This is a genomic window from Aerococcus sp. NPDC058936, from assembly GCF_042741995.1.
Taxonomy (GTDB): domain Bacteria; phylum Bacillota; class Bacilli; order Lactobacillales; family Aerococcaceae; genus Aerococcus.
Genome location: NZ_JBHYKZ010000007.1, coordinates 105,833 through 126,019, shown reverse-complemented (window position 1 = coordinate 126,019; position 20,187 = coordinate 105,833). Strand labels below are relative to the sequence as shown.

The window sequence follows — 20,187 nt, the reverse complement described above, 5'->3', positions numbered from 1 at the left end:
ACTCACTTTCCTTCGCTAGTTTTTTTCAAAGCTGGCGATAAAGAAACCGTCAGACATATAGGTATGCGGTAGGATTTCAATTGTTCCATCTGCGCCTATTGATTGGTCTAGGTTATCTCGCCAATGTTTAAATGACTTTAATGTTAGGTCTGGATGTTGGTCTAAAATGGCTTTGACCACATCTTCATTTTCTTCTCTTGTAATTGTACATGTAGAATAGGTAATCACGCCACCCTTTTTCAACAATGGTAATGCTTGATTCATAATTGTTACTTGAATGTCATGCAAGGCATCCAAATCTTGCAATGTTTTATGGTATTTGGTGTCAGGTTTACGGCGGAATAGGCCGACACCTGAACAAGGTGCGTCGACTAAAATCTTATCAAAGCTTGTCGGTTCGCTGCCATTTTCCCCAAAACGGTCTAACAAGGCAGTTGCGTCTTGATGGAGAATTTCCACGTGGTCAGCTACCTGCATCCGGTCTACATTTTCTTGAATTAAAGGCAATTTGTTGTCGGCAATATCACAGGCAATCACATGACCTGTTCGACCCACTGCTTCAGCAATTTGTACAGTTTTCCCGCCAGGCGCTGCACAAGCATCAAGAACCGTTTCCCCTACTTGTGGATTCAAAGCTTCTACAGCTAGAAGTGCTGATTCATCTTGGATGGTAATTTCTCCGTTGATGAATAAAGATGAATGGGCTGGATTCCCCTTAGTTACCCGTAAAGCAAATGGCGACAAAGGACTAGGCGCTACTGTAAATCCTTCTGCTTCTAATATCTCTTGATATTCAGCCATTTTTTCTGTGTTTAGGTTATGAAATTTATTGTTAGCCCGTACCGTAATAAATGGCGTTTGATTGAGTGAATTCGCCAGTTTTTCGGCTTCGTTTAAACCAAAACGGTCCACAAAATAATCGACCCATACAGGCGGTAATGAGGCCTCTAGGGTTAACTTCTCTCTTGGATCTTCTTTGGTTTGGATAAAATCGGCCATTGTTTCATAACGTCTGGTGAAATTCCGTAAAACCCCATTCGCGAATTTAGCCAAGGTCTGGTTACCACGTTTGCGGACAATCCGTACCGCTTCGTCAACTACTGCATAATTTGGGATGTTATCTAAATAATACATTTGGTAAGCTGAAACAATCAGTAAAGACCAAACCCATGATTTGACTTTGTTAGGCTTGGCTACAAAATCACGGACAAAGGCGTCCAATGTATAGTAGTTTTGCACAGACCCATAAACCAAGTTGGTATAGAGGTTACGGTCTGCTTCGGCCACAGCTTCTTCAGTTAACACCCGATTTACTTCTTGGTTGATGAATTGGTTGTGGCGGATGATTTGGTTGACCGATTCCATTGCTTGGAAACGTGCAGACAATTTTAAAGGCGTTTGATAACCCCCACTATGGCCGCCGTTACGGGCATTCGACCCTGGTTCTACTTGATTATTCTCCATCTACATCGTCCTCCACTTGGTCAAAGCTATCGCCGACCACTAAGTTCCCAGCCCCACCATTAATAAAGGCTGCAACGTCCATTTGTTTCTTGCCAGCTGGTTGTAATTGCTCAATAGCTAGAACGGTTTTGTTTCCTGTTGCCACCCACAATTGAGCCGGTTTCTTTTGAATTTTAATAATTGTGCCTGGTTTTTCGTCAGACGTCTCTCCTGTAACTGGTGCCACCTGCCAAATTTTCCACCGTTGACCATCCACTTTTGTATGGGCTACTGGCCAAGCGTTAAAGGCCCGGACTTGGTTGTCAATTTGCTGCGCTTCTTTACGCCAATCAATTTGTTCTTGTTGGCTGGTAATATTAGGGGAAAAGGTCGCCTCTTCCTCAACCTGGGCTTGCGGTTCAATTTCACCGGCAAATAATTTAGGCAAGGTGTCCATCAACAAGTCAGTCCCTGCAGCCGATAATTTATCGAACATGGTCGCAACGGTATCGTCACTTTCAATTGGGACGACCACTTGGGTTAAAATATCCCCTGCATCCATTTTCTTGACCATCCGCATGATGGTAACGCCTGTTTCCTTATCTCCGTTCCAAATAGCATAGTGGACTGGTGCGCCCCCACGGTATTTTGGCAGTAATGACGCGTGTACATTTACCGCGCCGTATCTTGGCGCCTCTAATATGCTCGTCGGTAAGAATTGACCAAAGGCTGCAGTGACGATTAAATCGATATCCTCATTTAATAAGTCTTTAATCTCTTGATCACGACCGATTTTTTCCGATTGGTAGACTGGAATATCGTGTTTTAAAGCAGCTTCTTTCACTGGTGATGGCGTTAATTTTCGCTTGCGCCCTACTGGACGGTCTGGTTGCGTCACGACTGCAACCACTTCATACTGGTCATCTTGCGCAACTAATGCGTCTAATATATTCACTGAAAATGCGGGTGTCCCCATAAATACGATTCTTTTCAAATGTGTCTCCTTTAAATAAATCCTGTGCTTTCTTCCTATTATACCATTATTTCAATCTGAGATTTTCGCTGATCAGTGTCCGATTTAGCTTGAAATGAGGAACCCTTTTTACATGAAGGATTGGGGGTCTACGTCTATGGATACGTAAATTTTGTCCTTAGACCAATCCTGGGCCTTATCTTGAATTTCTTGCAAAACAACCTGGATGTTCTGGTTGCCTCGGTGCTGGTATAAGAGTTGGTAATAGTATTGATTATTAATTCTTGAAATGGTCGACTGAGCGGGCCCAATCACCTTAGTTGCTTGAATGTCAGCCTGCTTTAAAATTGCAGCCACCTTAGCCGCTGTCGCTTGCGTTGTATGGTCGTCAAAGTTGGAAATGGTAAACCGAACGGTAAAATAATACGGCGAATACTGGTTGAGCTTCCGGTATTGCATTTCTGTTTGATAGAAACGGTCATAATCATGATTTTTAGCCAAGGTTAAGGCATAGTGGTCAGGATTGTACGTTTGAATCAAGACTTGCCCCTCCAGGTCTCCTCGTCCTGCCCGTCCTGACATCTGAGTCAAGAGTTGGAAAGTCCGTTCAGCTGCCCTAAAATCTGGCAGATAGAGTGTGGTATCTGCATTGATAATCCCTACTAAGGTGATATTTGGAAAATCCAGCCCCTTAGCAATCATCTGAGTACCTAGTAAAATATCTGCTTTTTTATCAGCAATTTGCTTTAATATCCGCTCATGACTTCCTTTACGGCGGGTAGTATCCATATCCATCCGAGCCACAGTTTTATTCGGGAACAGCTCATTAATTTCTTGTTCCACCTTTTCTGTCCCCGTACCAAATTCCCGTAAGTGGGTTTGACCACAATGTGGACAGCGCTGTGGCCTAGCTTGGTTAAAACCACAATAGTGACACTGCAATTGCTTATCGTGATAGTGGTAAGTCAGTGATACATCACAATTTGGACATTGGAAGGTATAACCGCAATCTCGGCATTGCATGAAATTGGCGAAACCACGCCGGTTTAGCATTAAAGCAACCTGTTCCCCCCGGTCCATTGTGGCCTGCATTTGGTCCCGTAATTGCCGTGAGAATTGATAGTAATTTTTATGTTTAAATTCTTCACGCATATCAATTATTTCAACAGGCGGCAGTGGCTTTTGATTTGACCGTTCGGGCATTTCAAGTAGTTGATAAACCCCATTTTGGGCTCGTGCTCTTGATTCTAGACTAGGGGTTGCTGACCCTAGGATAACTGGCGAATGGTGGTAAGCTGCCCGCCATTTGGCCACTTCCCTTGCATGGTAGCGAGGATTATCTGACTGTTTGTAGGTAGCTTCATGTTCTTCATCCAAAATAATCAAGCCAATATTGTTTAGGGGGGCAAATATAGATGACCGGGCCCCAACGGCGATTTTAGCTTGGCCATTTTTTAATTTGCGCCACTCGTCAAAGTGTTCCCCTGTTGATAATTGACTGTGCAAGACCGCTACTTGGTTTCCAAAGCGACTTTTCAACCGGTTGACCATTTGCGGCGTTAAGGAAATTTCTGGTACCAGTAAAATGGCCTCTTTCCCCTTGTCTAAGGCTTCTTGAATCAGTTGCAAGTACACTTCCGTTTTCCCCGACCCAGTCACCCCTTGTAATAGGAATACCCGGTCTTCGTGTTCGTCCATGGCTTTTTTCACAGCGTCAAAAGCTACTTGTTGCTGGGCTTGTAAGGGTAACTTTTCTGATTTTTCAATGGCGATATCTGCATAGGGATCACGGTTGACTTGTTGGTCGTATAGTTTCAGCCAGCCTTTTTCAGCCCCTGCTTTAAGCGTAGCTGTGTGCAAGTCGAATTCATCTCGTAAGTATTTAGCTGACACTTTTTTGCCGTCCAGCTCCATTAACACTTCCACCAAGGCAAGTTGCTTTTTAGCTGTTTTTCGAATGGTGGTGGCTTCTTCTTCTAGTTGGTCAAAGTCCATCAGTGGTTGCACCCATTGTGCCGTTTTATAGCGTTTGCGGTCTTCCACCCGATAATCTATGGTGACGTGACCTTTGTTTTTAAGGGCTATCAACTCAGTGAGGATACCCTTTTTCTCGGCATCAGACCAGGCGATTTCACTCAGGTCATCAAAGTAGTGCTGATGGTCAAGATAAGCAATTTCAGGTGTTGGCAGGAAGAACTTTTCATAATTTACCTTGAGCAAGTTTGGCAGCATGGTATGGTAGGCTTCAACTAAAAAGCAGAAATTCTGCTTGGCCATATCCTTACCTAATTGCAACATTTCCGCGTTTAATACGGGTTCGTCGTCTAAAAGCGCAGTAATCGGCTTCAATTCGCCTTCAAAATCGGCGGTAGCTTTAGCTGGTGAAATCACATAACCCAAGAGGTTACGACTGCCAAATGGGACTTGTACCCGCATGCCTGGTTGAATAATATCCACCATTTCTTCAGGGATTTGGTATTCAAAAGGATGGTCCGTCTGCATGGTGGGGACGTCCACAATCACTTCTATTACATTTGTCTCAACCATTCCAGTCGCCTCCTTCATCGTATTCATTTACAAGCTGTCAGCTAAGGAAACCTAGGTATTGATACCTAGGAGGAATTAGCGAAATAGACAGCTCTTTTTGTTGATTTTACTAAGTTATCGTTTATGTTTCCTCTAAATAGATAGTATAATGTATTTTAAGAGAAAAGAGGTGATAAGATGCAGTTAACGAAAACAATTAAAGTGCAATTATACCCAAGTGCTAGTGATATTGAAAAGTTCGAAGAAACTCAACAACAGTTTTTAAACGCTTGTAATTTTGTTTCGACATATATCTTTGACCATGACTTTGAATTAGGTCAAACGACTTTGCACAACGCCTTGTATCATCAGATACGTCAGGATTTTGGGCTGCAATCTCAAATGGCCCAGTCCGTGATGCGTACGGTAATCGCGAGATATAAGACCGCGAAAACACAGTTTAAACAAAAACCTAAGCGTTATAAAGATATCCATACAGGTAAATATCATACGCTATATAAAGACCTTTACCATTTAACGAGACCCCTAGGGTTTAAGCAACCAGTCGCTGTGTTCGTACGTAATCGTAACTACGCTTATCACCAAAACAATACCTATTCACTGACGACCAATCAAGGACGAATTAAAGTGTCTTGTGATAAGCAACATATCAATTATCTTCAACAATTTAGCCAGAATGCTTACAAGTTCGGTCAAGCTGAATTACTCTGTCGTAAGGGTAAGTGGTTCTTACACGTGTCCGCAAGTAAAGAGATAGACAGCCCAGATGAAACTAATATTCAACGTATTGTAGGCATTGACCGTGGTTTAAGACAGATACTAACTATTGCGGATGATACAGCTCATACTACCTTCTATTCGGGTAAAAGCTTGATGAAGAAAAGACGGCGTTTTAAGAAATTGCGCCAGTCCTTACAAGCGACGAACACCAAATCAAGTCGTAGACGCCTTAAAACAATTGAAAGACGAGAGAACCGCTGGATGAATGATGTGAACCATCAATTATCAAAGACACTCGTTGACCGATACGGGGCCAATACCTTGTTTGTGGTGGAAGATCTTACGAACGTTACTTTTAACACGACTCACCACCGTAAGCAAGATGCACGGTATGAACACCATTCTTGGCGATTCTTCGATTTTGAAGAAAAGTTAATGTACAAAGCTTTAGAAAGTGGTTCGCAAGTTTTAAAAGTATCCGCACAATTTACGTCCCAACGTTGTCCAAAATGCGAATCAATTGATAAAGCTAATAGACAACAAGATAAGCACTTGTTTACTTGTCAGAATTGTGGGTATCAATCAAATGATGACCGTGTGGCAGCTATCAATATTCAAGAATTGGGTCACCGATATCTGTCGAGTGAGAAAAACCCGCGGTTTGAAAAAGTTGTGCCAATACAAAATTATTAAACATAAAACAATATTCGGTAAGTGTCTACAGACCGCTTACTGATGGGGTGCCAGTCAACCATCCCTTAGTGTCTTTAAACAGTTGGAGATATTATATCGTTTGTACAACCACCATGTTTAGGACAAACTCTCTGTTTTAACAGAGAGTAGTTGATCTACCTATTGTATAGTAATTGGTTGGCATTTAACATTAATTGCCTGTGGCATACATTTTCGCTTTTCCTTTGTGTATTCGTTCGTTAATTTATCCTTTCTGTAACTAAAATCTAATTAATTTGAGATATTAGAGTTTAGTTACGAACATTTAACTTTAATTCTATTTACTTGTTCGTTAATTTATCTTAAAATGAGAGAGAAGGAAATATTTTTATTTAAAGGGAGTACAACATGATTGGATTAGAAAAAGCCATTTTAGCGACTTATTTTCATACGCCAGAACATGGTCAACTGGCATACCAAGAAGACGCACTCATTACCATTAATCAAGATGGGGTCATCGATAGAATTGTACCGGCTGATGATGGTGATTACCTACCCCTCATTCAACTATTTGAAGAACGTGGTACTTTAATTCGTCTAACGGACGGTCAATACTTATTACCTGGATTTATCGACACCCATATCCACGCACCCCAGTGGCCTCAAGCAGGGATTGCTTTAGACGCCCCCTTGGATGTTTGGTTAAATGAACACACTTTTCCACTAGAGGCTAAATATAAAGACATTGACTTCGCGAAAGAAGTTTACACAGACTTAGTGGCGACCTTACTCGCTCGTGGCACCACTACTGCCCTTTATTTCGGGACTATTCACAAAGAATCTTCTTTTGAATTAGTGAAAATTGCTGCAGAAAAAGGTCAACGCGCCTTAGTTGGTAAAGTGGTGATGGATGATCCGGTTGGTAACCCAGATTTCTACCGGGACGCTTCAACTGAGCTTGCCCTACAAGAAACTGAAGAATTCATCCAAGACGTGCGTACCTTTGGTAAGGACGTTATTCAAGGCGTTTACCCTGTTGTTATGCCCCGCTTTGCCCCGTCGTGTACTGATGAGGCCTTGGCAGGTTTAGGCGCGTTAGCACAAAAATACGATACTCATGTCCATACCCACTGTAGTGAAGGTCAATGGGAACATGATTTTACTTATGAACGCTTTGGTAAAACTGATACAGAAGCGCTTAGAGACTTTGGGTTATTCGGCAAAAAATCAGTCATGGCCCATTCCAACTTTATCAATGACGATGATGCTGCGATTTTTGCAGAAAACCAAACAGCGGTTGCCCACTGCCCTATTTCTAACATTTATTTTGCTAACAGTATCATTCCCATTAAACACCTAAAAGAATTAGATGTACAAGTGGGCTTAGGAACAGATATTTCCGGTGGTTTCTCTCCGTCTTTATACGACGGGATTAAACAAGCAGTCATGAGCTCACGTCAATTAGAAGACGGGGTCGATACTCATTTACCGCAAGCCGAACGTGGTGTCCCAAATTCTCGCATTTCTGTTGTAGAAGCCTTTTCTCTTGCAACTCTTGGTGGTGGTGAAGCCCTTGACTTACCAATTGGCTTAATCAAAGAAGGCTATGCAGCCGATTTCCAAGTCATTGATACCAAAGTCAAAGAAAACAGTATCCAGGGTTTTGGTGTCTTTGAAGACCTAGGACAAACCTTTGAAAAAATCCTATACTTAGCTAACCAAGCCAATATCCAACAAGTATATGTTCAAGGTAGATTAGTTTCTGAAAAATAATATTCATTTGATGATAAGAGGTGTGACCGTTTTGATGGTACACCTCTTTTTTCGTATATTCCATTAGCTTAATCCCTTCCTATATCTAGATTAAATAAGCAAAAAAACCAAGCAACGGAAAGCTACTTGGCTTAATAGGATTTATATTTTTCTAAAACTGATCACTAGCTTTGTGATAATGAGTCTGGATCAATCACTAAGTCATTAGAAGCGATTTCTTCTAAGGCTTGTCCTACAAATTTAGGTGATTGGTATTCATTTAACATCGGGTTCTTCTCAACTTGTAATTCCGTTGCACGTTTCGCAGCAATGGAAACTAGTGAGTATTTTGAATCGATACGGTCTAATAATTTGTCAATTGATGGATAGATAATCATTATGATTCGTCGCCTTCCTTTAAGTAATTTTCTACAATATCGTCGATAAAACGGTCTGTCTTTAAATGCTCAGCATTTATGATGGTTTGAATTCGTTCAACTGCTGAGTCTACATTGTCATTTTCTACAACATAATCATATTGAGTGACTAATTGTAACTCTTCGCGCGCTTGCTTCATCCGTTTTTCAATCACATCCGGCGCGTCAGTCCCCCGGTTAACTATTCTAGATTCTAACTCATGCATAGTCGGTGGTGCAAGAAAAATGAATACACCCTCAGGCATACGTCGTTTCACCTGTAAGGCACCTTGAACCTCTATTTCAAGAAAAACATCCTTACCTTGGTCAGTCATTTCTTCAACGTATTGAAGGGGTGTTCCATAGTAATTACCTACATACTCAGCATACTCCAATAAACGTTCGTCTTCAATCATACCTTCGAATTGATCGCGCGATACGAAGAAGTAGTCTTTACCATCTTCTTCACCTGGACGCGGTTGTCGGGTTGTTGCAGAAACGGAATAATAAAACTGATCATGATTCGTATCAGTCTCAAACAGCGCTTGACGCACTGTTCCTTTCCCCACACCAGAGGGACCGGATAATACAACTAATAGTCCTTTCGATTTCATAGAACACCTTTCACCCTTCACATTTTTATATAGCATTAATAGTACCACAAATTTTACTATTTTTCTCAAAGACCTGAAGATTTTCTTTAATGTTCGGATTAATTTTCAATTAGAATCATACCATATTTAACCCTTTAAGTAAAAAGTGAACAAACGTTCGAAAAAAGACTTGCATACCGAACGCCTGTTCTTTATAATATAAATTGTAAAGCGAACAAACGTTTGCTAAATCAAGTTACGTTAATGCGTATCCATCGTTCTAACCACTGTTCAATATAAGGAGGCTTATCATGCAAAACCCATTATCTTATCAATCAATCCGTAGTTTATTCATCCCAGTTGATCCAATGTTGCTTGAAGCTGAACAATCTAGCCAGTCAAATATCCTTTCTTTCAATAGTGAAGAGCGCAACGCGAAAAAGGAAAACAACGTATTGACAACTATTATGCCCATCAAAGACATTATCAAACACATTAACTATTCAAACGAATTAGGTGACCCCCTATATATTACCGTTACCCGTCAAATCGGTTCTATGAACACCAAAGATATTTTATTTGGTATCTTCCGGTCAAAATATACAGATAAAGACATAGTTCTATTTGAGGACGTTGATAACGATGTGATGCGGATTATTAAAGTAGATGAAATCATGGCTGTTCGTTCTGTTTATGCTGATTAAATTAAGCATCGTTACCACTAGCAATTCCATAACACCGCAAAAACCAGCTAATCAGATAGCTGGTTTTTTCTTGTGCCTATTATAAGACTGGTGAAAACAATCTTGAGAACCCTTGACGGAATTTCTTCCATTTTGTTTGGTTTTCAAAATGATCGATATCCACTTGAGTCGATTCTTTCAAGTCTTTTTTAAAGATTTCCTCTAATTGGGCAACGACTTTACGGTCGTAAACAAAGGCATTGATTTCAAAATTCAAAGCAAAGCTTCGGATATCAAAGTTTGCTGTACCAACGCTCGCTATATGACCATCAACGCACAATGTTTTGGCATGTAAAAAACCATCATCACGATACTTATGGACATGTACCCCAGACTTTAATAAGGATTTTACGTAGTACTCGGTAGCGCGATAAACTAGTGGATGGTCGGGTTTAGAAGGAATCATGATATGTACTTCCACACCTGATAAGGCTGCCATCTCGACCGCCTCAAAGACGGCTTCGTCTGGAATAAAGTAAGGTGTTTGAAGATAAATATATTCTTCAGCGATATTGATCATTTGTAGGTAACCCATTTTAATTTGGTCAGATTCTTCGTCTGGCCCTGATGAAACAATCTGCATGGCTGTTTCACCATTTACTTCTGGGTCTGGAAAGTATTCATGGTCAAAATCACTTGGTTTAGCTTTCTTAGAAGCAAACCAGTCTACCATAAAACGGCTTTGTAAAGTTTTGACGGCATCTCCTGTAATCCGAAAATGGGTATCACGCCAATAACCTAAAGGTCCTTTACCAATATATTCTTTGGCTACATTAAAGCCTCCTACATAACCGACTAAACCGTCAATTACCACAATTTTACGGTGGTTACGCCAGTTTAGACGAAAATTTAAAATAAAGAAGGGACTTTTTGAGAAGAAACTTTCAAACTGTACCCCTGCTTCTTCCATTCTTTTAACTGAACCCTTAGTCAATAATCGACTGCCTACTGCATCCGCCATCAGTTTTACTTCTAATCCGGCTTCAGCTCGGTCAACTAAAGCATCTACTACCCGCATACCCACTTCATCATCAGTAAAAATATAGTATTGGACATGTACTGAATCCTTTGCAGCATAGATATCCGAAACTAGCCGGTCCATTTTTTCTTGGCCCGAAATAAAGATTTCGACATGATTGTTGTCAGTTAAGATGGAATAGTCACTCTTAAACAAGAGACGCATCATTTTTTTAATACCACGCGGATAATGGTCAACATTTTTCTGTTTACCATCTTTATTTAAATACTTTTCTTTTAGACCATTTAAACCATAAACTTCTTGGTTACGGATCCTAAAGATATTTTGGTCGGAAATTTTCCGCCCTACAAAGTAGTAAATAATAAACCCTACACCCGGCAGTAATATAAGGACCAGTAGCCAAGCCCAAATAGTCGCCACAGGACGATCTTGTCTGAGGATGGTAATGACTGCGGCGATGGTGTTTAACAGGAATAGAATTAAAATCCCATATAAAATATATAAACCCATGTTTTCCCCTTTTGAAAGTAAAAGAGCAAACAAGTAGGTCGATTGAAAATTCCAAGGACTGTCTGTTTGCTCTAAAACGTTATTTATTGTTACAAGATATAATGAACGAGTTAGTCATTCAATAATCGTGAACGTTCTTTTCGTGAAATATATGGCGTATTTTTTGGAATCCAATATTTCGATGACACGTTCAAGATGATCACCAAGATGATTAAGGCCAAGGCTAAGTTAGCCAAGAATGACCATAACATACTCATCGCATATGTACCATCTGCCACTTGACCAACATTTAGCACATATTGATTAAAGATAAATTTTAGGATGAAGAATGCGGCAAAAGTCATACTTGTCCCGGTAATCAGGTTTAGGTATACACTAGACATACGACGGTTGAATAAAGTCCGTTGTAAGTTTCGGGCAAATTTGCCTGATAACCCAACCATCGCTGCTTGGATTGCACTAGCCACTAGCACCATCCACTCTGTTTGTACATTCTCTACTTGTAAATACCCCACTACTGCACCAAGTACTGCACCGGCGATATAACCTGCTATTGATCCTCTTCTATATGAATAGAAAACCAATAGGGTTAACGAAATCGCTACAGTAATATTGTAACTTGTAATGGTTTCTGGGAAGATGCTTTCAATTAATAAAGCCAGGATGACAAATAATAACCCTTCAACCCAGACTACTAATTTTTGTGACGCGTTCATGCCGGACCCCCTTAGTTTTGTTTTCCTTTTTTCTTATCTTTTTTGTCAGGATGGTAGTTTGAAGCTTCCATAATGACTGGTAAAATCATCGGACGGCGTTGGGTTTCACTATATAATTTCTTACTTAGTGCATCACGGATGTCACCTTTCAATTTAGACCATTCAAAGTTCTTGTCTTTAAGATTTTCCTCAGTCACTTCAACGACAAGGTCTTTTGATTCATCTAATAAGGTTTCAGAAGCCTTCATATAGATGAAACCACGAGAAATAATTTCTGGACCAGATAAGATTTTACCTAGACGACGCGAAATAGTTAGGACAACTAAGAAAATACCATCTTCAGATAAGATACGGCGGTCGCGTAGAACAATATTACCAATATCTCCAACACCTGATCCATCAATCAATACATTTGAAGCTGGCACGGCACCACCGATATGGATATTGCCATCTTTATAGGTCAAGATATCCCCTTTGTCTAATAAGAAGACATTTTCTTCTGGAATACCTACCTCAGTTGCCAAGTGTTTGTGGGCAGACATGAGACGGTATTCACCTGAAATTGGGACCACATATTTTGGTTTCAATAAGCTGATCATTAATTGTAAGTCTTTTGGACTCGCATGACCACTTGATGCATACGCTTGAGCTAATTCAACCACTTCACCGCCTGCACGGTAAACATCATTTTTCGTTTCTGCTACCACTTTCTCCATATCATAAGAAGGTGTAGTCACGATGATGACCTTGTCCCCATCTTTAATGTTCACTGTGGTGTGACGACTTGAAGCCATTTTTTGTAAGGTTGTTAATGGTTCCCCAGATTTTCCAGTTTCTAGGAAAATAATTTCGTGATCTTCAAAACGACCAAGGTCTTTCAAGTTGGTAATCAAGTCTTTTGATGGAATTGATAGTTTGCCTAAGCGAATAGCCACGTCAATAATTTCTTCTAATTCAGTATCATCTAAGAAAACACGACGACCAAGTTTGCTTGCAACATCTAAAACTTGTTGAATACGCATTAAGTTTGATGCCACTGCCGCAACAATAACACGACCTTTAGCGTTACGCACTTCCTTCAACAAACCTTGTTCAATTTCAACTTCAGTTGCATTTGGTTTCATATTTTCTGCTGCATTTGAATCTGATAGTAAGGCGAATACACCGTCACGACCAATTTCAACAATACGCGAAAAGTCTGTCTTATATGCATCTGAAACTGTCATATCAAATTTGAAGTCACCAGTATAAACGATTGAACCTTCTGGTGTAGATACTTCAATCCCTACTGATTCTGGTACAGAGTGAGTCGTTTTAAAGAATTTAATCACGACATTTCCAAAATCAATTTCATTGTCTTCTGAAATAATATGGAAGTCTTGATAATTCTTCAAGCCAATTTTCTTCGTTTGAATTTTCGCTAATTCAATTGTTAATTCAGTACCAAATACGGGTACTTGAATATCTTTTAATAAATACGGCAAAGCACCAATCGCATCCGCATGGCCGTGGGTTAAGAAAACCCCTGCTACACGGTCCTGGTTCTCTTTTAAGTATGTAAAGTCTGGAATCATCATATCAATTCCTAATAATTCATCTGGTGGGTATACAAGACCACAATCTAAGACATAGATTGCTTCGTCAACTTCGACTAGGTACATGTTTTTCCCGTTTTCACGGACACCACCCAGAGCGATGATATTAATATCACTCATATTATTGCCTCCTAATATATTGGGTTTATTTTTATAAAGTCTGGATGCACGCTAAATAGTTAGTGCAGCCTGTATCCAAACTGACGCAAATTGTTAGTCAGGTCGGATATATTTTTCACTCAAAAAAAGTGCGGTGCAATGACGCTTCGCCACATTGCCCGCACATCGCTAGCTTAAGTATAACATAAACTAGATTAATTTATCAGCTACCATTTGTTCTGCAATTTGAATTGAATTCAACGCAGCACCCTTCCATAAGTTGTCAGAAACAACCCACATATGGAAACCACGTGGGAAGTCTAAGTCTTTACGGATACGGCCAACAAATGTTTCAGTTTTCTTCTCAGCATTCACTGCTTGAGGGTATAGTTGTTGGTTGATATCATCTTCCAATACAATACCCGGTGCGTCACGTAAAATATTTTGAATATCTTCAAGTGTTACGTCATCTTTATCTACTTCAAAGTAAACAGACTCTGAGTGACCGTAAACAACCGGCACACGCACACATGTCGCAGATACCCCAATCGTATCATCACCCAAGATTTTTTTGGTTTCATTGGTCATTTTCATTTCTTCATACGTATAGTGGTTGTCTTGGAATTTATCGATTTGCGGCAATACGTTGTAAGCCATTTGATAATGTCTTTCGTCACCACCAACCGGTAAGATACCAGGTGTTTGAATATCATTACCTGCCTCAATATCACGGTATTGTTGACGCATTTCTTCAATAGCAGTCGCCCCTGCACCTGATACAGCTTGGTAAGTAGAAACAATCACTCGGTCTAAACCAAAAGCATCACGGATTGGATTTAAAGCCACAACCATTTGAATTGTTGAACAGTTAGGGTTGGCAATCAAACCATTATGGTCTTTCAATGCTTGTGGGTTAACTTCTGGCACTACCAATGGTGTATTTTCATCCATACGGAAGGCAGATGTATTATCAATTACGACTGCACCAGCATCAATGGCTGCTTGGCTAAACTCGATTGAACGGTCACCACCAGCTGAGAAAAAGGCAATATCTACCCCTTCAAAAGCATCTTTAGTCAATTCTTCAACCACATAGTTTTTATCGCCTACTGGTAATTCTTTACCTGCTGAACGTGCTGATGCTAATAGCTTGATATTTTTTACTGGGAAATTTGCTTTTGCAACTAAGTGACGTAATTGTTCCCCAACTGCACCTGTTGCCCCGACAATTGCTACATTATACTCTTTTGCCATAATTGATTCATCCTTTTGTTTATATTCGATAGTATTCGTACCCGCTGTTTCATTTTATCAGAGCTTAGCCTATTTCTCAATGAAAATGACAATATTATGAAATAAAAATGAGAAAACACTCAATTAGAACGGTATAGAAAATAGAGCAGCTAACTCACTTGTTGGTCAACTACTCTATAGGTCGGTGTAATGTTTACACTCTTATTTTAATTTACGTTTCAAGTGCAATACATAAGCCACTAAGGCAATAATCACAATCACCACTAGGATGGCAACAATGATTATCCAAGTTGGTAATGATACTGAATCATCTACTACTTCAGTCACTGCGGCCTCATTAATTTCTGCCTCTTCTTCAGGTTGAATGGTAAATTCTTTTGTAAAATCCCACTCTTGGCCATCTCTTGTTAAAACCATATCAATACGATAGTCACCAGCTTTTAGTGCGTGATCCCATTCGAGTGTAAAAGGCATGGTTGAATTAGGTGCAAAAGACACATCTTCCATTGTTTTGCTAGCAATCAGACTTTCGCCATTTTGCTCAAAGATATCGGCCTGGATAGAAACGCCACCAGTTAAACGCGCTTGTGGGTGTTGAATTTGCGCGACTACTGTTCTGGCTCCGTTAGCTAATTCAGGTGAAACTTTTCCAATAGCGAAATCAATAGGGACTTCATTGTCGTTTTCAGATACTTGTAGAGCAATAATATAGGTATAGGCGTTTCGAACCGCTACACCCTGTTCTCCTGATGCATCTCCTGTTCCCTCTTCCGTGACTTCTTGGAAAATTATACCACCTAATTTAACACCATCAAAAGCTTCTTCTGGGACATTCATTGTAATGTCTAACGTTGTTGATTGTCCCGCTGGAATGATGACTTCATTGGAAGATAAAGATGTCCATTCAGTAAGCGGCGCTGTTAAAGACGGGTCGATATTATCATTTGTGTCAGCCTCATAAACAATCAATCCGTTAACGTTTGTTGTCGCATTGGCTAACTGAGCCGAAACAGTCTTATCTTCTGTTGAACCATTTGATAGTTCCACTTGAATGGTCTGTTCTTGATTAGGCTCAATCCGCAGATCAAAATAAGAAGTGGTATCACCTAACTGATTAGCAGGTATAACCGGTGCTACTGAATAGCCAATCGCTTCGTTTTCTGTTGCTTGAACTGGTTGAATAATAAAGAAAAATGCCAAGAAAATTAAAACCGTCAAGCCAAAAAACACTTTATTTTTGTAATACATGTTAACTCCATTCCTTAAAACAAAAGTACCCACCAACACAATATGGTGGGCAATAAAAAATGATTGATTTGATTATTCAGCTGGTATCGACTCTGTGACTTGTGGCCCAGCAACCAAGTTCCAATTGATAGTAGTCGTATATTGATCTGCATACATATCGCGCGCTTCTTTTGCAGGAATAGTTAAATTAATATTACCTGCTGTCCATGAATGAACCCAAGACCCCATACCATTACCTTCAGCAGCATTAGAAATCAAAACTGACTCTGTACCAATTGAAAGAGGTGATGTTAGATCGAGTGTTGGTGCGTTAGTACTACTATCCACATTATTTGTTAAAGAAGCCCCCGTTAACGAAATTGTTGTTCCATCTAACCGATCGCCTTCATCTGATGTTGATAAGCCAGTATGTTCCGCCGTTACATGCCACCCTCCACGAGTACCACGTAAATCAGCAATGATTAATTGCAAATCACCTGTTGCAGATGATGTTCGTGCACTTCCTTCGCCATCGATAGTTAAGTTACGAAACTCTAATTTATCAGTTACGTTCGAAACTGATAGATCTGATCCTTGAATAGTGATATTAGAACCAGTTGTATTTGTTGTCTCCACTGCTTTCACGCTGGTAGTTGTTAATGCAAATGCTGATGCTAGACCTAATAGTGTTAATGCGATTGTTTTTTTGTTCATTTTTCTCATTCTCCCAAATAAATTTTTTTGAAATAAACAACTATCTCACTCATATAGTAAGGTTTCGGAAATTATATAGCTAGTTATTTTTAGCCATTTTTTATTTTTGTTGTAATCATTTCTAGAAAAGTAAGAAAACCATTGATACATCAACTTCCTACACACAATAACCTTTTAGTTAAAAGACGTTTTTTATATTTTTATATACAAACATTGTATTTTATTTAAATTTAGAACCAATTTTTTATTTGAAATTCGGCTATATACGAGAAATAGATAACGCCATTTAATTTAATTTACCTATATAAAAAAGCACCCAATTAGAAAACCGGATGCTCTCTTATATAAAATATCTGAATATTACTCAGCGTCTAAACCTTTCATCGTCAAGTTGATACGGCCACGATTGTCGATTTCTGTCACTTTCACGCGTACTTTTTCGTCCATAGACACGACGTCTTCCACATTATTGGTTCGTTCTTCTTGCAGTTGAGAAATATGCACTAAACCATCTTTACCTTTAGCAATTTCTATAAAGGCACCAAATTTTTCAATGCGTTTGACAGTTCCTTCATACACTTCACCTGCTTGAACTTTCAAGGTTAATTCAGCAATAATTTCCTTCGCACGTTTAATCATTTCCGCGTTATCTGAAGCGATATTTACGCCACCCTCTTGATCGATATCAATTTTAACACCTGTTTCATCGATAATTTTGTTGATGGTATCCCCACCTTTACCGATAACCACTTTAATGTCATCTGGATCAATTTGCATTTGCTCAATTTTTGGTGCATAAGGACTTAATTCAGCACGTGGTGCGTCAATTGCAGTCGCTAAATGACCTAAGATTTCAACACGCGCTTTATGCGCTTGGTCTAAAGCTTCACGTAGAATTTGCTCCGTGATCCCTTTAATCTTGATATCCATTTGTAGAGCAGTAATACCGTTTTCTGTACCGGCTACTTTAAAGTCCATGTCACCTAAGTGGTCTTCTAGACCTTGGATATCTGTTAAAACAGTGTAGTTTTCTTCGTCTTCATCCATGATTAGACCCATTGCGATACCAGCAACTGGTGCTTTAATTGGTACACCTGCGTCCATAAGCGCTAAAGTACCTGCACAAATAGATGCTTGTGATGATGAACCGTTAGATTCTAATACTTCAGCAACTAAACGAATTGCATACGGGAAGTCTTCTTCACTTGGCAATACTTCGTTTAAGGCGCGGTAACCTAAAGCACCGTGACCAATTTCACGACGGCCAGGTGAACCGTAACGACCGGTTGAACCTACTGAGTATTGAGGGAAGTTGTAGTGGTGCATGAAACGTTGGGTAACATCACCAGATAAACCATCAATACGTTGTTCTTCAGATAAGGGGGCTAATGTCGCTACTGACAAGGCTTGGGTTTGTCCACGAGTGAATAAACCAGAACCGTGTGTACGTGGTAATAAGCCAACTTCTGAATCTAAAGGACGAATTTCGTCAATTTTACGACCATCAGGACGAACTTTATCGTCAGTAATTAAACGACGGACTTCCTTATATTCTAATTGGTGAGCGATTTGGCGCACTTGATCCATTAAGGTCGCAGCATCTTCATGCTCCGCATATAATTCGCTGTAGTGGTCGATAATCGCTACCTTAACCGCTTCGATATTTTCTTCACGTTCCAACTTGTCAAAAGTTTGGATTGCTTCAACCATTTGTTGGTTGTATTGTGCTGTTACTTCAGCAACCAATACGTTATCCGGTGTATTTAATTGGACGTCCATTTTTTCTTGACCAACTTTTTCGCGGATCTCGTCTTGGAAGTAGCACAATTCACGAATTGATGTATGACCAAACATTAAGGCTTCAAGCATTTCTGTTTCAGATAACTCTGCAGCTGAAGACTCTACCATGTTGATGGCATCTTTAGAACCAGCAACAATTAACTCTAAATCAGATTGTGCTTGCTGTTCTACTGTTGGGTTAATCACCAAATCACCATTCACACGACCAACATTCACCCCTGCAATAGGACCGTCAAAAGGGATATCTGAGATTGTTAAGGCTGCTGATGAACCAAACATTGCTGCCATTTCTGGTGAACAGTCTGGGTCTACTGATAAAACAGTATTAATCACTTGCACTTCATTGGTAAACCCTTCGTCAAACATTGGACGGATTGGGCGGTCAATCAAACGCGCTGTTAATGTTGCATGTTCGCTTGGGCGACCTTCACGTTTAATGTAGCCACCAGGAATTTTACCTACTGAGTACATTTTTTCTTCATAGTTTACTTGTAATGGGAAGAAGTCTTGTCCTGGCTTAGCTTCTTTTGCTCCTACTACGGCAGTTAATACGACAGTATCTCCGTAACGAACCAATACCGCTGCATTGGCTTGTTTAGCTACCTGACCGTATTCGATCGATAACGGGCGGCCGGCCCAATTCATCTTAAACACTTGCTTTTCTTCCATGTTCTAACATGCTCCTTTATTTGCATACTGCCAACAAGTTTGCTACTAAACAAATTTCTAAGATCAAGACTTGATACTCACAAATTTGCATAGTAGTGAACAACTGTTGGCGCTTTTATTCCATACCAGTTTATTTTCCTATAAAAAGGGTTAAAAATCAACAAAAGCGAGACACAAATGTATCCCGCTTTAAGATCATATTTATAAGAATTAACGACGTAAGCCTAATGCTTTGATTAAATCACGGTAACGTTGAACATCTTTGTTACGTAAGTAAGCTAACAAGTTACGACGGTGACCAACTTTTTTCATTAAACCACGGTAAGAATGGTGGTCTTTTTTGTGTGTACGTGCATGCTCGTTAAGAGAGTTGATATCTTCAGTTAAGATAGCGATTTGTACCTCTGGGCTACCAGTATCTCCTTCGTGACGTGCAAATTGTTGGATTAATTCGTTTTTACGTTCTTTTGAAATTGCCATGTGACAACACCTCTTTCATAATATTCGCCGTAAACTGCGACAAGCGTTGGTGATTCAACTCGCGAAGTAAACGGTCATCTGACATTATACACACAATCAACTTATAATGCAAATGGAATCTTGGGGAAATTAGCAAGCATAAATGTACTGTATCGATTAATCTAAGGTGTACTGAAATTTTTAGTCCTCCGGCCTGCACTTACCCATCATAGCCTTACATGCGGTGGGACAATCCAGAGCCTTGGTCTCTGGGCTTGGCTGACTATTCATTCTGTAGGGTCTAAA

The 20,187-nt window shown here is 39.9% G+C and carries 16 protein-coding genes; 3 read left to right on the top strand and 13 right to left on the bottom strand.

Translation table 11 applies throughout. The features are described 5' to 3' along the window. Positions 1-15: 15 nt before the first annotated feature. The 3 genes from rsmB to priA form a co-directional block, all read right to left on the bottom strand. Positions 16-1,464, bottom strand: coding sequence for a 16S rRNA (cytosine(967)-C(5))-methyltransferase RsmB (rsmB, locus tag ACFW0C_RS07070; protein WP_378106473.1), 1,449 nt, complete (start codon positions 1,462-1,464; stop codon positions 16-18). Continuing rightward, entirely contained in the window at positions 1,454-2,437 is a 984-nt protein-coding gene (gene fmt / locus ACFW0C_RS07065) for a methionyl-tRNA formyltransferase (protein WP_378106472.1), read from the bottom strand. The genes rsmB and fmt overlap by 11 nt, the downstream gene beginning before the upstream one ends. 108 nt (positions 2,438-2,545) lie before the next feature. After that, a complete protein-coding gene (gene priA / locus ACFW0C_RS07060; protein ID WP_378106471.1) occupies positions 2,546-4,963 on the bottom strand; it encodes a primosomal protein N' in 2,418 nt (805 codons plus the stop codon). A gap of 177 nt (positions 4,964-5,140) precedes the next feature. Between priA and ACFW0C_RS07055 the strand changes: the two genes are divergently transcribed. Together ACFW0C_RS07055 and guaD are read left to right on the top strand one after the other, a co-directional pair. Beyond that, entirely contained in the window at positions 5,141-6,376 is a 1,236-nt protein-coding gene (locus tag ACFW0C_RS07055; RefSeq protein ID WP_378106469.1) for an RNA-guided endonuclease TnpB family protein, read from the top strand. A gap of 387 nt (positions 6,377-6,763) precedes the next feature. Beyond that, positions 6,764-8,128, top strand: coding sequence for a guanine deaminase (gene guaD / locus ACFW0C_RS07050; protein ID WP_378106467.1), 1,365 nt, complete (start codon positions 6,764-6,766; stop codon positions 8,126-8,128). Between the two features lie 164 nt (positions 8,129-8,292). On the opposite strand, the gene rpoZ is transcribed toward guaD, so the two are convergent. Both rpoZ and gmk read right to left on the bottom strand, forming a co-directional pair. Beyond that, positions 8,293-8,505, bottom strand: coding sequence for a DNA-directed RNA polymerase subunit omega (gene rpoZ / locus ACFW0C_RS07045; protein ID WP_048726357.1), 213 nt, complete (start codon positions 8,503-8,505; stop codon positions 8,293-8,295). Next, complete coding sequence (gmk, locus tag ACFW0C_RS07040) at positions 8,505-9,137, bottom strand: guanylate kinase (protein ID WP_338191092.1); 633 nt, start codon at positions 9,135-9,137, stop codon at positions 8,505-8,507. Before gmk ends, rpoZ begins: the two co-directional genes overlap by 1 nt. A gap of 290 nt (positions 9,138-9,427) precedes the next feature. Between gmk and ACFW0C_RS07035 the strand changes: the two genes are divergently transcribed. Next, on the top strand, positions 9,428-9,820 hold the full coding sequence (locus ACFW0C_RS07035; protein WP_378106465.1) for a hypothetical protein: 393 nt from the start codon (positions 9,428-9,430) through the stop codon (positions 9,818-9,820). Positions 9,821-9,899: 79 nt separating this feature from the next. Here the strand turns inward: ACFW0C_RS07035 and cls are convergent, their stop codons facing one another. The 8 genes from cls to rpsO form a co-directional block, all read right to left on the bottom strand. Next, positions 9,900-11,348: a cardiolipin synthase gene (gene cls, locus ACFW0C_RS07030; protein ID WP_378106463.1), complete on the bottom strand. Its 1,449-nt coding sequence runs from the start codon at positions 11,346-11,348 to the stop codon at positions 9,900-9,902. A gap of 110 nt (positions 11,349-11,458) precedes the next feature. After that, the gene (locus tag ACFW0C_RS07025; protein WP_378106462.1) at positions 11,459-12,064 is read right to left on the bottom strand and encodes an energy-coupled thiamine transporter ThiT; all 606 of its coding nucleotides are present in this window, start codon (positions 12,062-12,064) and stop codon (positions 11,459-11,461) included. A gap of 11 nt (positions 12,065-12,075) precedes the next feature. Beyond that, on the bottom strand, positions 12,076-13,779 hold the full coding sequence (locus ACFW0C_RS07020) for a ribonuclease J (RefSeq protein WP_378106461.1): 1,704 nt from the start codon (positions 13,777-13,779) through the stop codon (positions 12,076-12,078). Between the two features lie 189 nt (positions 13,780-13,968). After that, positions 13,969-15,012 (bottom strand): aspartate-semialdehyde dehydrogenase, encoded by a 1,044-nt coding sequence (locus ACFW0C_RS07015; protein WP_378106460.1) that lies wholly within the window; start codon positions 15,010-15,012, stop codon positions 13,969-13,971. Between the two features lie 201 nt (positions 15,013-15,213). Next, on the bottom strand, positions 15,214-16,260 hold the full coding sequence (locus tag ACFW0C_RS07010) for a DUF916 and DUF3324 domain-containing protein (protein WP_378106459.1): 1,047 nt from the start codon (positions 16,258-16,260) through the stop codon (positions 15,214-15,216). Positions 16,261-16,332: 72 nt separating this feature from the next. Further along, positions 16,333-16,953 carry a WxL domain-containing protein gene (locus tag ACFW0C_RS07005; protein ID WP_378106458.1) on the bottom strand — a complete coding sequence of 207 codons (621 nt, stop codon included), beginning with the start codon at positions 16,951-16,953 and terminating at the stop codon, positions 16,333-16,335. Between the two features lie 360 nt (positions 16,954-17,313). Then, positions 17,314-19,422, bottom strand: coding sequence for a polyribonucleotide nucleotidyltransferase (gene pnp / locus ACFW0C_RS07000; protein WP_378106457.1), 2,109 nt, complete (start codon positions 19,420-19,422; stop codon positions 17,314-17,316). Between the two features lie 210 nt (positions 19,423-19,632). Further along, positions 19,633-19,902, bottom strand: coding sequence for a 30S ribosomal protein S15 (gene rpsO, locus ACFW0C_RS06995; protein ID WP_016896738.1), 270 nt, complete (start codon positions 19,900-19,902; stop codon positions 19,633-19,635). Between the last annotated feature and the right edge of the window lie 285 nt (positions 19,903-20,187).